The organism is Enterobacter sp. 148H3 (assembly GCF_034107425.1).
Lineage (GTDB): Bacteria > Pseudomonadota > Gammaproteobacteria > Enterobacterales > Enterobacteriaceae > Enterobacter > Enterobacter vonholyi.
The window spans coordinates 308,157-323,804 of record NZ_JAWNEI010000001.1 but is presented as its reverse complement, the minus strand read 5'-3'; the positions used below and the strand labels follow the sequence as shown (position 1 = coordinate 323,804).

The window sequence follows — 15,648 nt, the reverse complement described above, 5'->3', positions numbered from 1 at the left end:
GAGAGGGTTTGGGTGAGGGCATCAGGCCGTACGCGCCACCGCGTCACGCGATGCCGCATCGCGCTCTTCACCGGTCAGCTCGCTCAGCCTGCCGTCGCGCATCTCCAGCAGGCGGTCAGCATGAATGAAGTAGTGATCGTCGTGGCTGATGGCGAAAATGGTTTTGCCCATCTCCTGCATCAGCGGCAGCAGCACCTGATAAAATTCGCGGCGGAAATGCGGGTCCTGATCCGCTGCCCACTCGTCGAGCAGGATGATGTCACGCTCTTCCGCCAGCGCCAGCAGCAGCGCCACGCGCTTTTTCTGCCCTTTGGAAAGCTTCAGGTTGAGGATCTTCCCGTCCTGTAACTCCAGCTTGTGCGACATCTGCAGCTGCGCCAGCCATTTTTCCACCAGCGCCGGATTAGCCTGCTGCCCATCCGGCCCCAGCAGCCGATCGAACAGCCAAACGTCGGTGAATACCGCCGAGAAAAGCTTGCGGTAATCTTCGGGCTTCTCCGCGCTCAGCGCCCTGCCATCCAGCAAAATCTCGCCCGACTGCGGCTGATAAAGCCCGGTGAGCAGCATAGCCAGCGTCGATTTACCGCTGCCGTTGCCGCCAATCAGGAACAACAGCTCGCCGCGGCGGATCGTCAGGTTGACCGGCCCCACGGAGAAGGCGCTGTCCTGATAGCGGAACGTGACGTTACGTAGCTCGAGCGTCTGCCAGTTCGGGAAGGCCTGCGGGCGCGGAAATTCTGCCTGGAACGGCGCGAGATCGAATTTTTTGAGCTTATTAAAGGCCACCTGCGCACTCAGTAAGGTGGGCAACGCGCCGACCGCCGAGAGCAGCGGCGTGCGCAAAAACAGCAGCGTCAGCGAGTATGTTGCCGCTACGTTGGTGTCCGCCCAGCCCAGGCTGTTCGCCATCCAGAATACCAGGCCAATGGCACCCAGCATCATAATGTTTGACCAGTTCACCGCGCTCAGGTGGAAGGTATCAGCGCGAATAATGTGATGCCGGTATTCGCGCGCGTCCGGGATATAGAGATTGTTAAAGATATACTCAGCGCGCTCGCGGTTCAGGGTGAGTTCTTTACGCCCTTCCAGTACCGTCTGGTAATCGTTATAGAGCTTATCTTCGGTTTCGCGCAGCACCGCCATATGTTTATAGACGCGTGACACCAGCATAAAACCGCCCCAGATGGTGATGGCGATCCACAGTGCAGTCACCGCCAGCATTTTGGTGGAGAGCCAGGCGAGATAGGCCGCCGAGCCAAAGGTCAGAATGATCCCCTGCACCAGCTCCGGCAGACGAACGAACGCGATGGTAATGGCGCGCACGTCGCTGGTCAGCCCCGCCAGCAGGGAGGCGCTGCCGAGCTGCTCAACGCGCTCTATTTGGGTGTCCAGGATCCGCTTGATAAACTCACTGCGCAAACGAAAAACGAAATGGTGGCCAAGCGTGGTCAGCGCCAGCTGTGAGCCGAGCGTAACCGCCATCAACAGCAGCAGAAGGCCAAGAAACTCCGGCAATACGGAGAGCGAGGTGTCGACCATTTCTATCAACCGCACGTTAATAAACGCGATGAGGCCAATACCCAGCGCGGCGCTGGCAAGGCTTAACGCCATAACGGCGATGAAGGGCCAGCGATACTGACGCCAGACGAGGAGAAGTAGTTGCATGCAGGCAATCCGGACATTAAAAAAACAGCCAGCAGTGTAAACTGCCCTGCGCGGACATCAAGAATAATTCTTATTTTAGTTTATTCATCCCCGCCTGACGGAAGGTCAGATTAAAGCGGTACTCACCCGTGAGGGGGTGGACGCCGGGTTTCAACGGCTGAATGCCGTGATAATAAAGCCGCGATTCCCTGCCCCACACCACCACATCGCCATGTTCCAGCATGATGCGTTTGAGCGGATCGTTGCGGCGTAATCCCCCAAACTGGAAGACGGCGGGCAGACCTAACGATACCGAGACGATAGGCGCGCGCAGATCGGGTTCATCCTTATCCTGATGCAGCGAGAGCTTTGCGCCAACGGCATAGCGGTTAATCAGGCAGGCATCCGGCCGAAAGTCAGGATACTCGGCTGCCACGGCGGCCTCATGGCAAAGCGCCTGAAAAACCGCAGGCATCGGAGGCCAGGGCTGGCCGGTCGCAGGATCGTTCGGGGCATACAGATAGCCCCGCTCGTTCGTCGCCCAGCCCAGTTCGCCGCAGTTGGCCATGGCCACCGACATGGTGTAGCCGCCCGGCGTCACCATATGGCGAAACGGTGAAACCGCTGTGACCTCTTCAATTCCGGCAAGCAACGCCTCCGCACGGGAGAGAGCAAAGCGACGCAGGATAACCGCCCCCGGCGCAAGCGGCTCCTGCCAGGGTTCAGCATCCGCAAAAAGATCGAGCATTATCCCTCCCGGCGTTTCGCCTCACGTTTCAGTAATAGCGCTTTTCGCGCCGTTCCCCAGCGGTAGCCCGACAGCACGCCGTCGTTGCGAACCACGCGATGACAGGGGATCACAATTGCCAGCGTGTTTGCCGCACAGGCTCCGGCAACGGCGCGTACCGCCCTGGGCTGGCCAATCGCCTGCGCCACCTGCTGGTAACTTGCCGTTTCGCCGCAGGGAATGTTGCGAAGTGCCTGCCAGACGCGCTGCTGGAAAGCGGTTCCACGAATATCCAGCGGCAGCGCAAGCGGTACATCGCGGTGATCGATACTGGCAATCACCTGCTTGACCCGCTGTGCGAAATCCTCTTCCAGCGGCGCATGCGCTGCTTTTGGAAAATGCGCGGCAAGCTCTTCGGCTAATTCTTCATCACTGTCACCCAGCAGGATCGCGCAGATCCCCCGCTCGCTTTCCGCAACCAGACAGCGTCCTAACGAGCAGTCGCTGATGGCATAACGCACTGCCGCATCCCCTTTGCGGTACTGCTTCGCCGTCATGCCCAGCGCATCGTTGGCTTTACGATAATAGCTGCTGCTGTCGGGAAATCCCGCCGCCAGCACGGCGTCGGTAATTTTGTCTCCCTGCGCAAGCGCGGTGCGCAGACGCTGACCCCGCGCAGCCTGCTGCCAGGCTTTTGGCGTCATGCCGGTCACGGTTTTAAACAGACGGTGAAAATGGAAAGGACTCATGGCGACCTGCTCCGCCAGCTTCTCCAGGGTTAACGCAGGATCCTGCTCCAGAAGCCGGCAGGCATGTTCCACTTTTGCCAGCTTCTGCGCCTGCGGATCGCGTTTGTCCGGCATGCAGCGCTTGCACGGGCGAAACCCTGCCTGAACGGCATGCCGGGCATCAGGATAAAAACGGACATTTTTACGCAGCGCGTGGCGGGCGCGACATGACGGACGGCAGAATATACCCGTCGTCTGCACGGCGAAGACAAACTGATCGTCAGCGAGCGGATCGCGGGCCAGCACGGCCTGCCAGCGATCCTCATTGGTTATTAAGGTTGGGTTTTTCATGATCGGCTCCTCGTATAAGCATACATAGAGCGTGCCTGAGCGCCACCGATAAAAAACCCGCAACCTTGCTTTTTAATTTTTGTCGCTGACCAGGAAACTGTTGAACTGCGGCGAGCTCCAGGTTTTAAACCCGTCGCCCTCTTTAACAATCATATAAACCGCCAGCCCTTCCTGACGGACCACCTCTTTAGCTTTTTCCGGGCCGAGAACCATTAACCCGGTATCCCAGGCATCCGCTTCCAGCGCGGTGGGGGCAATGACCGTCACTGAGACCAGATTATGCGTGATGGGGCGCCCGGTCTGCGGATCGATAACATGTGAAATACGCTTCCCGTCAAGCTCGTAATAGTTACGATAGCTTCCGGATGTACTGATGCCATGTCCGTTGATATCCACTATCGCCTGCACGGCATTTTGCCGATCGGTTGGTTTTTGAATCGCTACGCGCCACGGCTTATCGCTGGCGTTCATGCCCCGGCTGACCAACGCGCCGCCAACCGAGACCAGATAACGGGAAATGCCTTCCTGCGCCATCAGTGCAGCAAGATGATCCGCCGCATAGCCTTCCCCGACCGTTGACAGATCGACAAACAGATCGGGAATATCTTTTTGCAGGTACTGCTGCCCGTACTGGTTGATCACCGTCAGATGCTGCAGCCCCGTTCGGGCGCGGGCGTCATCAATGGCCGCCTGTTCAGGCGTCTTCACAGGCTGTTTATTCGGGCCAAATCCCCAGAGGTTCACCAGAGGGCCGACGGTCACATCCATCGCCCCGTTAGTTTTGTAACCCACGCGTATGGATTCAGTCACGATATCGGCCATCGCCTCGCTCACCGGCCACAGAGAGGTACTGGTGGAGAGATTAAAGCGCATCAGCGCCGAGTCATTTTTATAGGTTGAGAGCAGCTGATCGTCGGCGTCCAGCTGCGCCTGAATTTTGCTGCGAAGCTCATCCGTGCGAGTTTTATCGAGGTTCATCACGCTGACGCGCCAGAAGGTTCCCATCGTTTTGCCTTCGAGCACCGTCGCGGCGGGTGCATCGGTTTTCGCCACGGGCGCGGGATCGTCACACGCGGTCAGGAAAAAAAGCATAGCCAGAAAGCTGGCGCGTAAAAAAGTCATGTCCATTCATTATTATCCTCATGCCAGGGCGGCAAGAGTACACCAAAACGGGTGAGTAGTGAGCATCGGGGAAGCACAAAAAAGGGGCCATCAGGCCCCTTACGTCACACGATAAAGCGATTAGAACTGGTAAACCAGGCCCAGCGCTACGATATCGTCAGTACCGATACCCGCCTGACGGGTGAATTCATTTTCATCAACCAGGTTGATTTTGTAATCCACATAGGTGGACATGTTTTTGTTGAAGTAGTAAGTCGCACCAACGTCAACATATTTCAGCAGATCCTGATCGCCGTAACCTTCGATGTCTTTGCCTTTAGACTGCAGGTAGGCCACGGATGGACGCAGACCGAAGTCGAACTGGTACTGAGCAACCACTTCGAAGTTCTGCGCTTTGTTAGCAAAACCGTAAGCGGTAGTCGGGCTGTCGCCATTAGAGGTACCGAAACGGGTTGCGTTGTAGGTCTGGGAGTACTGCGCTGCCAGATAGATGTTGTTGGCATCGTATTTCAGGCCGCCAGAATAAACTTCTGCGTTATCGCCATGACCGTAAACGCTTGCACCGTTCTGATCGGCGGTACGTTTGGAGGAGGACATTGCGCCACCTACGCTGAAGCCTTCGCCCAGGTTATAGGTCACGGAAGCACCGTAGCCGTCGCCGTTCTGTTTCAGCAGGCTGCGTCCACCCACGTTTTCACCGCTTACGCTGCCGTTTTTACCCTGATACTGCAGAGCAAAGTTCAGACCATCCACCAGACCAAAGAAGTCCTGGTTACGGTAGGTCGCAACGCCGTTAGCACGGGACTGCAGGAAGTTGTCTGCGCCGTAGGTATCGCCACCAAATTCTGGCAGAACGTCAGTCCAGGAGGTTACGTCGTAGATTACGCCGTAGTTACGACCGTAATCGAAAGAACCCGCGTCACCGAATTTCAGACCCGCAAACGCCACACGCGTCCATGCATCATTTTCGCTTTCGGAGGTGTTGCCCTGGATCTGGTATTCCCACTGGCCGTAGCCGGTCAGCTGATCGTTAACCTGAGTTTCGCCCTTGAAGCCGAGACGCATGTAGGTCTGGTCGCCGTCGGCACCCTTGTCGTCAGAGAAATAGTGCAGACCATCAACTTTACCGTACAGATCTAATTTGTTGCCATCTTTGTTATAAATTTCGGCCGCATTTGCTGCGCCTGCCACCAGGAGTGCTGGTACCAGGAGGGACAGTACTTTAACTTTCATTTTATTAACCCTCTGTTATATGCCTTATAATTGCCACTGCTTACTGGTTAACCCTCATTAACCAGTCGGCAATTTCATTCTCCGCAAAATTACAGAATAATCCAATGCGAATATGATACGAAAACTTTGAAGATGTTTCATTTATCTATCAACATGTTTCAAAATGTAAATATCAAGGAACTTTTACAAAGCACAAATAGCTTAGAAAATTAGCACTTATAATCAAACGTAAAATACAACACATATAAATCAATAGGTTACAATAAAATCCGTTACAGCACTGAATGACAAAACAAGATCGCACCTAATCTCTAAAATAACTCTCGCTATCATCATTAACTTTATTTATTACCGTCATTCAATTTTGAATGTCTGTTTATCCCTAATTGAGCCGAATGCTTCGCATTCGGTTTTTTTTTACCTTTCTTTACGTAACTTCTCATTTTTTGTGCTACCGATCCGAAATTGTAACGACTATTAACTAATTTCTCACCGGCTATCCTTCTCTGGCACGCAAATGATATAGCGCTTAATTTCTTGTTAATTCGTGCTATTTGCTGGCTTAGCGCACTTATTATTTGTACGCGCACGGCGAGTTTGTACACGTTTATTGCTCCATCCACCGCCGATATTGTCCAGTGAAAAAGTCGCCTCTTCCCGGACAGTGGCGCTGGAAATTCAGTTATTACCCTTTATACTGCCCTATCGCCACAGAGCACGACCACAACGGGTTAAAGATATCAATGAGTCAGACTGAAACCACCGCCCCGAGCAAATTCTCCCTCCTTCCCGGGAGCATCACCCGTTTCTTTCTTCTTTTGATCGTTGTGCTGTTAGTGACCATGGGGGTGATGGTACAAAGCGCGGTTAATGCATGGCTGAAGGATAAGAGCTATCAGGTCGTCGATATCACCCACGCCGTCCATAAGCGCATAGATACCTGGCGCTACGCCACATGGCAGATTTACGACAATATCGCGGCCGCGCCTGCCTCCTCGTCCGGAGATGGACTTCAGGAGACGCGGCTTAAGCAGGATGTCTATTACCTCGAAAAACCGCAGCGTAAAACCGAGGCGCTTATTTTTGGCTCTCACGACAGCGCGACGCTTGAGATGACGCAGCGTATTTCGACCTATCTGGATACCCTCTGGGGTGCGGAAACGGTGCCATGGTCGATGTATTATCTGAATGGTCAGGACAACAGCATGATCCTGATCTCTACGCTACCGTTAAAAGATCTCTCTTCCGGGTTTAAAGAGACCACCGTGGGCAGCATCGTCGATTCCCGCCGGGCAGAGATGCTGCAGCAGGCGAATGCGCTTGATGAACGTGAGAGCTTCTCTTCTCTGCGCCGTCTGGCATGGCAAAACGGTCATTATTTTACTCTGCGCACCACGTTCAACCAGCCAGGACATCTGGCGACGGTGGTCGCCTTCGATTTACCGATAAATGATTTAATCCCACCGGACATGCCGCTCGATAGTTTCCGTCTGGAGCCCGACAGCAGCACTCAGAACATGCGTGCGGCATCTGACAAAGAGGCCGCAGAGAGCGTATCGATCTCCTTTAACGGCTCGAAAATCGAAATTGCCTCATCCCTGAACTCGACCGGTATGCGTCTGGTGTGGCAGGTGCCGTTTGGCACGCTGCTGCTGGATACCCTGCAAAATATCCTGCTGCCTCTGCTGCTGAATATCGGTCTGCTGGCGCTGGCCCTGTTTGGGTACAGCACCTTCCGTTTCCAGTCGGGGCGTCAAAGCGACGCCTCTGCGGTTCCTGCCGGCACCAGCAATGAGCTGCGCGTATTACGCGCGCTGAATGAAGAGATTGTTTCCGTGCTGCCGCTTGGGGTCTTAGTTCACGACCAGGAAGCGAATCGCACGGTGATGAGCAACAAAATTGCCGACCATCTGCTGCCGCATCTTAACCTGCAGAACATCACCACCATGGCGGATCAGCACCAGGGGGTGATTCAGGCCACCATCAACAATGAACTGTACGAGATCCGCCAGTTCCGCAGCCAGGTGGCTCCACGCACGCAAATCTTCATCATCCGCGATCAGGATCGCGAAGTGCTGGTGAATAAAAAGCTCAAGCAGGCGCAAAGGCTGTATGAGAAAAACCAGCAGGGGCGCGCCGCATTTATGCAGAACATTGGCGATGCCTTCAAGCAGCCGTTAAAAACGCTGGCGACCCAGGCGGCGGCGTTAAATACGTCAGAAAGCCACCAGCTTGCCTGTCAGGCCGACTCGCTGGTCAGAATGGTTGATGAGATCCAGCTGGCGAACATGCTGGAGAATGATTTCTGGAAGGGAACGCCAAGCCTTTTCTCTATTCAGGCTCTGATTGATGAAGTGGTTCCGGAAGTCCTGCCCGTGATTAAGCGCAAAGGTCTGCAGCTGCTGATCAATAACAATCTCCCGGCAAATGACGAACGCCACGGCGATCGTGAAGCGCTGCGCCGCATACTGTTGATGATTATTCAGTACGCGGTGACTACCACGCAGATTGGCAAGATCACCCTTGAAGTCAGTACGGAAGAGTCGGCAGAAGACCGCCTGACGTTCCGCATCCTGGACACTGGTGAAGGCGTCACCACGAGTGAAATTGATAATCTGCACTTCCCGTTCCTGAATGACACACAAAGCGATCGCTACGGCAAGGCAAATGCCCTTACCTTCTGGCTATGCGATCAGCTGGCGCGTAAGCTCGGCGGCCATCTGAATATCAAGGCCCGTGAATCCCTCGGCACCCGCTATTCTCTGCACGTCAAAATGGCCGCCAATCCGCAGGAAGAAGATGAAGAACGTCTGCTCGATGATGTCGTGGTGATGGTCGACGTTACGTCGAACGAGATCCGCAATATTGTCGTTCGCCAGCTAGAAAACTGGGGTGCGGCCTGCATCACGCCGGATGAAAGACTTGCAAGTCAAGAATTTGATCTGTTTTTAACTGATAATCCGTCTAATCTTACTGCCTCCGGCTTGCTTTTAAGCGATGATGAGTCAGGCGTGCGGAAAATCGGCCCTGGCCAGCTGCGCGTCAACTTTAATATAAGCAATGCGATGCAGGAAGCTGTACTACAACTAATAGAAGAGCAGCTGGCGCAGGAAGAGATAGCGGAATCCCCGCTTGGCGGTAATGAAAATGCCGAGCTTCACGCCAGCGGATACTATTCACTCTTTGTTGATACAGTACCAGATGATGTTAAGCGGTTGTATACTGAGTCCGCTGCGAATGATTTTGCAGCGCTGGCACAGACAGCACACCGACTTAAAGGGGTGTTTGCCATGCTTAATCTGGTTCCCGGCAAGCAGTTATGTGAAACGCTGGAACATCTAATTCGTGAGAAAGATGCCTCTGGCATTGAAAAATACATCAGCGACATTGACGCCTACGTCAAAAGCTTGCTGTAGCAAGGTAGCCTTATACATGAACAATATGAACGTAATTATTGCCGATGACCATCCGATTGTACTGTTCGGTATTCGCAAATCACTTGAACAGATCGAGTGGGTGAATGTAGTCGGTGAATTTGAAGACTCTACAGCACTGATCAATAACCTCCCAAAGCTTGATGCACACGTGCTCATTACCGACCTCTCCATGCCTGGAGACAAATACGGTGATGGGATCACGCTCATCAAATATATTAAACGTCACTTCCCGGATATCTCGATCATTGTTCTGACCATGAACAACAACCCGGCGATCCTGAGCGCGGTACTGGATCTGGACATCGAAGGGATTGTGCTGAAACAGGGTGCACCGACCGATCTGCCAAAAGCGCTCGCAGCGCTGCAGAAAGGCAAGAAGTTCACGCCTGAAAGCGTTTCTCGTCTGCTGGAAAAAATCAGCGCGGGTGGCTACGGTGACAAACGCCTGTCTCCGAAAGAGAGTGAAGTTCTGCGCCTGTTCGCAGAAGGTTTCCTGGTGACCGAGATTGCCAAGAAGCTGAACCGCAGTATTAAAACCATCAGCAGCCAGAAGAAATCAGCGATGATGAAGCTGGGCGTGGACAACGATATTGCACTGCTGAACTATCTCTCCTCCGTCACGCTGAGCGCAACGGACAAGGATTGATCCCGACGGGTGTGCGGCCTGATGCCCTCACCCCATCCCTCTCCCACCGGGAGAGGGGGAAAAACATAAAAGGCCCTTGCGGGCCTTTTTTATATTCTGGTTTTTCTCACGCGCTCCGCGTAAATCGACAAGGTCTGCTTCAGCACGTCCAGCGTCACCGGTTTGGACAGACAGCTGTCCATCCCTGACTCCAGACAGCGCTGCTTCTCTTCCGCCAGCGCGTTCGCCGTTACGCCCACCACCGGCAACGTCAGGCCAAGCTGCCGGATGCGCTGCGTCAGACGGTAGCCGTCCATGTTAGGCATGTTGACGTCACTCAGCACGATATCAATATGATTCTTACTCAGCACGTTCAGCGCATCCACGCCGTCATTGGCGGTTTTGCACTGATAGCCCAGCGATCCAAGCTGGTCAGCCAGCAGGCGACGGTTAATTGGATGGTCATCCACCACCAGAATCATCATATCGTCATTCACCGACGCCAGAGACTCCGGTGACGGCAATCCGCCCGCGCCGTCGCTCTCTTCCAGTTCCACTTTGTAGATGCGCGCCAGCAGGCTCAACAGTTCGTGCGGGGTTGCGACACTGTGTACCCATTCTCCTGGCGCACGCTCAACCGGGATACCGATGTGGCGACGGCAGAAGAGCACTGACCCTCTCCCCTGCCACGGCAGCTCCAGCATCTCGTCGGCGATCAGCACATCGTCCACGTCCGGCGTTTGACCTTCATAGCGGCACACTCTCACTCCGCTGTGGGTAAGCAGCGCCGTCAGATAGTCATTCAGCGAGGCGTTATGCACCGCCAGCCAGCAGCGCTTGTCGCTCAGCCCGTCTACCGTCGCTTTAGCCGGATATTGCGCCGAATAAAGCGGAATGCGAATGGTGAACTGGCTGCCCATGCCGGGCTCGGTATCCACAGAGATATCGCCGTCCATCATGCTGACGAGCTTCTCACAAATCGCCAGCCCCAGTCCGGTTCCCTGGAAGTTACGCTGCACGCCGGTACCGACCTGGAAGAACGGGTCGAACAGACGAACCACCTCCTTCGCCGGAATGCCGACCCCCGTGTCGCGCACGCGAATGCTCAGGTAATCTCCTGCCCGGCAGACGTGCAACACAATACAGCCGGTATCGGTGAATTTGATGGCGTTGCTGAGCAGGTTTGAGATGACCTGCTGCAGGCGCATCGGATCGCCGTGCAGCGTCAGCGGCACGTCCGGTTCGATAAAGCAGTAGAGTCCCAGCTGTTTACGCACGACCAGCGGCAGATAGTTGGCGCTGATGTGGTTCATCACCTCGCGCGGTGAGAATTCCCGCGGCTCAATTTTCAGCTGCTCAGACTCAATTTTAGAGAAGTCGAGAATATCGCTAATGATTTTCAGCAGCAGGCTGGAGGAGTTGTTCATCGCCGTCACCAGTCTGTCGACTCCTTTCGGCAATTCCTTCGTCTGCAGCAGATCGAGGTTACCGATAATCCCGTACAGCGGCGTACGCAGTTCGTGGCTTACGGTCGCAAGGAACATGGATTTCGACTGACTCGCCTGCTCTGCGGCCTGCGCCATCTCCTGTAACGACTCTTCCATTTTCACGCGCGCGGAAACATCTACCAGCACGCAAATCGCCACGTTTTCATTGCGATAGCGGGAATGCACGAAGCTGATCTGCAGATTGGTGTGCGTACTGGTCAACACGTCGACGAAGTTAACCTGCTGGCCGCAGATAATTTGCGTCAGCCTCTGCCGGTCTTCATGCGTCAGCATGTTCAGGTAGTTATGCGCCAGTTCATTACTCAGGATATTGGTTCCGTCCTGGGTACGCAGAATACAGATCCCCACCGGCGCCGAGGCGACAATCTTGCGGTTAAACTGCTCGTGTTCCTCGAGCCGCTGGGCGTCGCTTTCTGCGGGAATAAAGATTTTCCGCTCATACATGCGCGCCAGCGTGAACAGCGCGCCCCCCGCCAGCAGGTTCAGCAGAATCGCATTCATGATAAGAATGCGTATCCGCTCAAGCACCATATCTACCGGCAGCGAATAGACGATACTCAGCGACGAAGGCGGCAGGCTCTTCTTCAGGACCAGCTCGCGGAAACCCGAGGTATAGCCAAACCACGACCGCTCCTGCATCCAGTGTGGTTCGACGTTTAGACGGTTATCGGGCCCGGCAAGCGAGATCAGTTGATGACCATTTTCATCCAGAATGGTCACCCCCATTGGCAGGCTGCCCGGGGTGAAGAAGTTCTCCATGCGAATGGTCTGCTCAATCCCCATCAGCGCCTGCAGGCGATTGCCCAGATAGACCGGCGTCAGGGCGTAAAAATAGCCCACGCCCGGGCGCGGACCCTGGCTAACCCAGAAGATGTTATTCCCGCGCTCGTCCTGCGGCGCATTGCGGTATTTCACAATACGTTCATGCAGGCTTTTCAGCGCATCATCACGCTCAACGGGCACATCGCGCAGGCCAAAGTCAGCCATGCAAAGATTCTCGCTGCCAATCAGGAAGACGCGGTTCAGGTCATAGGCGGCGGAGAAATTGTCGCGCCAGTAGCGCATAAACCAGGCAAGGGATTCCAGCGACCCGCGCCAGGTATTGCTCATGGCGGAGCAATCGGAATCCGGGAACAGCGGCTGGAAGTCCGGGACCTCGGTTTTGTCATCACGCCCGCGAAGCGCAAGGATGCCGTTTTCCGCCGTCAGACGATTTTCGGCAATATACTTCAGCTCCTTCATGACGTCAGACGTTCGCTGAATGTAGCGCTGGGCCTGGTCGGAGCTTAAGTTAAACTCCTGGCGGATCTCCGCTTCTTTCTGGTGCAGGGCGTTAACGATGTAAAACACCGAGAACAGGGCCACCAGCAGCCAAAGCAGGAGCGCCAGCGCCCGAAACAGATAGCGAGAGACTTTCAGCGTAGTACGAAAGGAGACGAGGTATTTCAAGGGGGCGAGGCTCCGCCGTCGGGGTCAAAAGAATGTGGTTAAGGTAGCGGTAAACGCGCCAGGTCGCAACGTTGACTTATCTGCTAATGCAAAAGAAAAGGGCCGGAATCCGGCCCTTTTTTGCATCAGGAGACATTACTCGTCAGCGTCATCCGCTACGTCATCGTCGGTGTCGGCTTCCGGCGCGATATCATCATCGCCTTCCGCAACGCTGCCGTCGATGGAGTCGAGCTCTTCGTCATCCACCGGCTCGGCAACGCGCTGCAGACCCACCACGTTTTCATCTTCCGCTGTACGGATGAGGATCACGCCCTGGGTGTTACGACCCACCACGCTGATCTCAGACACGCGGGTACGCACCAGCGTACCGGCATCGGTGATCATCATGATCTGGTCCGCATCATCCACCTGCACCGCGCCGACAACGGAACCGTTGCGCTCGGTCACCTTGATGGAGATAACGCCCTGCGTACCGCGAGACTTGGTTGGGTATTCCCCTTCCGCCGTACGTTTACCGTAACCATTCTGCGTCACGGTCAGGATAGCCCCTTCACCGCGCGGAATAATCAGAGAAACAACGCTGTCTTCGCCAGCCAGCTTGATACCACGCACGCCCGTCGCGGTACGGCCCATTGCACGGACGGCGTCTTCTTTGAAGCGCACCACTTTACCGGCCGCAGAGAACAGCATGACTTCATCAGATCCCGAGGTCAGATCCACGCCAATCAGCTCGTCGCCTTCGTTCAGGTTCACGGCGATAATACCGGCAGAACGCGGACGGCTGAATTCGGTCAGCGCGGTTTTCTTCACGGTACCGCTGGCGGTCGCCATAAAGACGTTCACGCCCTCTTCGTACTCGCGTACCGGCAGAATAGCGGTGATACGTTCGTTCGCTTCCAGCGGCAGCAGGTTAACGATTGGACGACCACGCGCGCCGCGGCTTGCTTCCGGCAGCTGATAGACTTTCATCCAGTACAGACGACCGCGGCTGGAGAAGCAGAGGATCGTGTCGTGGGTGTTCGCCACCAGCAGGCGGTCAATAAAGTCTTCTTCTTTAATACGTGCTGCAGATTTACCTTTACCGCCACGACGCTGTGCTTCGTAGTCCGTTAACGGCTGATACTTCACGTAGCCCTGGTGAGACAGGGTCACAACAACGTCTTCCTGGTTGATCAGGTCTTCGATGTTGATGTCCGCGCTGTTGGCGGTGATTTCGGTGCGGCGCTCGTCGCCGAACTGATCGCGGACCAGCTCCAGCTCTTCGCGGATCACTTCCATCAGGCGCTCTGCGCTGCCCAGAATGTGCAGCAGCTCAGCAATCTGTTCCAGCAGCTCTTTGTATTCGTCGAGCAGTTTTTCATGCTCAAGGCCGGTCAGTTTCTGCAGACGCAGATCCAGAATCGCCTGGGCCTGCTGTTCCGTCAGGTAGTACTGACCGTCACGCACGCCGAATTCAGGTTCCAGCCACTCAGGACGCGCCGCGTCATCGCCCGCACGTTCCAGCATCGCGGCGACGTTGCCCAGATCCCACGGACGGGAAATCAGCGCAGTTTTCGCTTCTGCCGGGGTTGGCGCACGACGGATCAGTTCGATGATCGGGTCGATGTTGGCCAGCGCAACCGCCAGCGCTTCAAGGATGTGCGCACGATCGCGCGCTTTGCGCAGTTCGAAGATGGTACGACGGGTCACCACTTCACGGCGGTGACGGACGAACGCGCTCAGGATCTCTTTCAGGTTCATGATCTTCGGCTGACCATGGTGCAGCGCAACCATGTTGATACCGAAGGAGACCTGAAGCTGAGTCTGGGAGTACAGGTTGTTCAGGACGACCTCACCCACCGCGTCGCGTTTGATCTCAATCACGATGCGCATACCGTCTTTGTCAGACTCGTCACGCAGCGCGCTGATGCCTTCAACACGTTTTTCTTTTACCAGCTCGGCGATTTTTTCAATCAAACGCGCTTTGTTCACCTGATACGGGATCTCGTGAACAATAATGGTTTCACGGCCGGTTTTAGCATCCGCTTCCACTTCGGCGCGGGCACGGATGTAAATCTTGCCGCGGCCGGTACGGTACGCTTCTTCAATGCCGCGACGACCGTTGATGATCGCCGCCGTCGGGAAGTCCGGGCCCGGAATGTGTGTCATCAGCCCTTCAATGCTGATGTCTTCATCGTCGATATAGGCCAGGCAGCCGTTGATCACTTCCGTGATGTTGTGCGGCGGAATGTTGGTTGCCATACCGACCGCGATACCGGAAGAACCGTTAACCAACAGGTTCGGGATCTTGGTTGGCATCACATCTGGGATGCGCTCGGTGCCGTCGTAGTTATCGACGAAATCAACGGTCTCTTTTTCCAGGTCGGCCATCAGCTCATGAGCGATTTTCGACATACGGATTTCCGTATAACGCATCGCCGCAGCGGAGTCGCCGTCGACTGAACCAAAGTTACCCTGACCATCTACCAGCATGTAGCGCAAGGAGAATGGCTGCGCCATACGAACGATGGTGTCATAAACGGCGGTATCACCATGCGGGTGATATTTACCGATGACGTCACCGACGACGCGGGCAGATTTTTTATAGGCTTTATTCCAGTCATTGCCCAATACGTTCATGGCGTATAGTACGCGACGGTGTACCGGCTTCAGGCCATCGCGGACGTCCGGCAGCGCACGGCCAACAATGACCGACATCGCATAGTCCAGATAGGAGCTCTTCAGCTCTTCCTCGATGTTAACCGGTGTAATTTCTCTCGCAAGGTCGCTCATCTAACCGCTATCCCTCTACTGTATCCCGGATTCAAAGGTCGCAAATTATAAC

At 55.1% G+C, this 15,648-nt stretch carries 9 protein-coding genes; 2 read left to right on the top strand and 7 right to left on the bottom strand.

The window, feature by feature from the left end:
* Positions 1-21: 21 nt before the first annotated feature.
* From USH94_RS01465 to USH94_RS01445, 5 genes are all read right to left on the bottom strand, one after another.
* Entirely contained in the window at positions 22-1,665 is a 1,644-nt protein-coding gene (locus tag USH94_RS01465) for a multidrug ABC transporter permease/ATP-binding protein (protein WP_111965295.1), read from the bottom strand.
* A gap of 70 nt (positions 1,666-1,735) precedes the next feature.
* Positions 1,736-2,392, bottom strand: a complete 657-nt coding sequence (gene alkB / locus USH94_RS01460) for a DNA oxidative demethylase AlkB (RefSeq protein ID WP_111965294.1) — start codon at positions 2,390-2,392, stop codon at positions 1,736-1,738.
* On the bottom strand, positions 2,392-3,450 hold the full coding sequence (gene ada, locus USH94_RS01455; RefSeq protein ID WP_111965293.1) for a bifunctional DNA-binding transcriptional regulator/O6-methylguanine-DNA methyltransferase Ada: 1,059 nt from the start codon (positions 3,448-3,450) through the stop codon (positions 2,392-2,394). Before ada ends, alkB begins: the two co-directional genes overlap by 1 nt.
* Before the next feature lie 72 nt (positions 3,451-3,522).
* Positions 3,523-4,578, bottom strand: coding sequence for an FAD:protein FMN transferase ApbE (apbE, locus tag USH94_RS01450; RefSeq protein ID WP_111965292.1), 1,056 nt, complete (start codon positions 4,576-4,578; stop codon positions 3,523-3,525).
* A 114-nt stretch (positions 4,579-4,692) separates the two neighbouring features.
* Positions 4,693-5,805 carry a porin OmpC gene (locus tag USH94_RS01445; protein WP_033146057.1) on the bottom strand — a complete coding sequence of 371 codons (1,113 nt, stop codon included), beginning with the start codon at positions 5,803-5,805 and terminating at the stop codon, positions 4,693-4,695.
* Positions 5,806-6,548: 743 nt separating this feature from the next.
* Here USH94_RS01445 and rcsD point away from each other — a divergent pair.
* Together rcsD and rcsB are read left to right on the top strand one after the other, a co-directional pair.
* Positions 6,549-9,221 carry a phosphotransferase RcsD gene (gene rcsD, locus USH94_RS01440; RefSeq protein ID WP_111965291.1) on the top strand — a complete coding sequence of 891 codons (2,673 nt, stop codon included), beginning with the start codon at positions 6,549-6,551 and terminating at the stop codon, positions 9,219-9,221.
* 16 nt (positions 9,222-9,237) lie between these two features.
* Entirely contained in the window at positions 9,238-9,888 is a 651-nt protein-coding gene (gene rcsB / locus USH94_RS01435; RefSeq protein ID WP_003859405.1) for a response regulator transcription factor RcsB, read from the top strand.
* 89 nt (positions 9,889-9,977) lie between these two features.
* On the opposite strand, the gene rcsC is transcribed toward rcsB, so the two are convergent.
* Both rcsC and gyrA read right to left on the bottom strand, forming a co-directional pair.
* Positions 9,978-12,824 carry a two-component system sensor histidine kinase RcsC gene (gene rcsC / locus USH94_RS01430; protein ID WP_111965290.1) on the bottom strand — a complete coding sequence of 949 codons (2,847 nt, stop codon included), beginning with the start codon at positions 12,822-12,824 and terminating at the stop codon, positions 9,978-9,980.
* A gap of 135 nt (positions 12,825-12,959) precedes the next feature.
* A complete protein-coding gene (gene gyrA / locus USH94_RS01425; protein ID WP_111965289.1) occupies positions 12,960-15,596 on the bottom strand; it encodes a DNA topoisomerase (ATP-hydrolyzing) subunit A in 2,637 nt (878 codons plus the stop codon).
* Positions 15,597-15,648 lie beyond the last annotated feature (52 nt).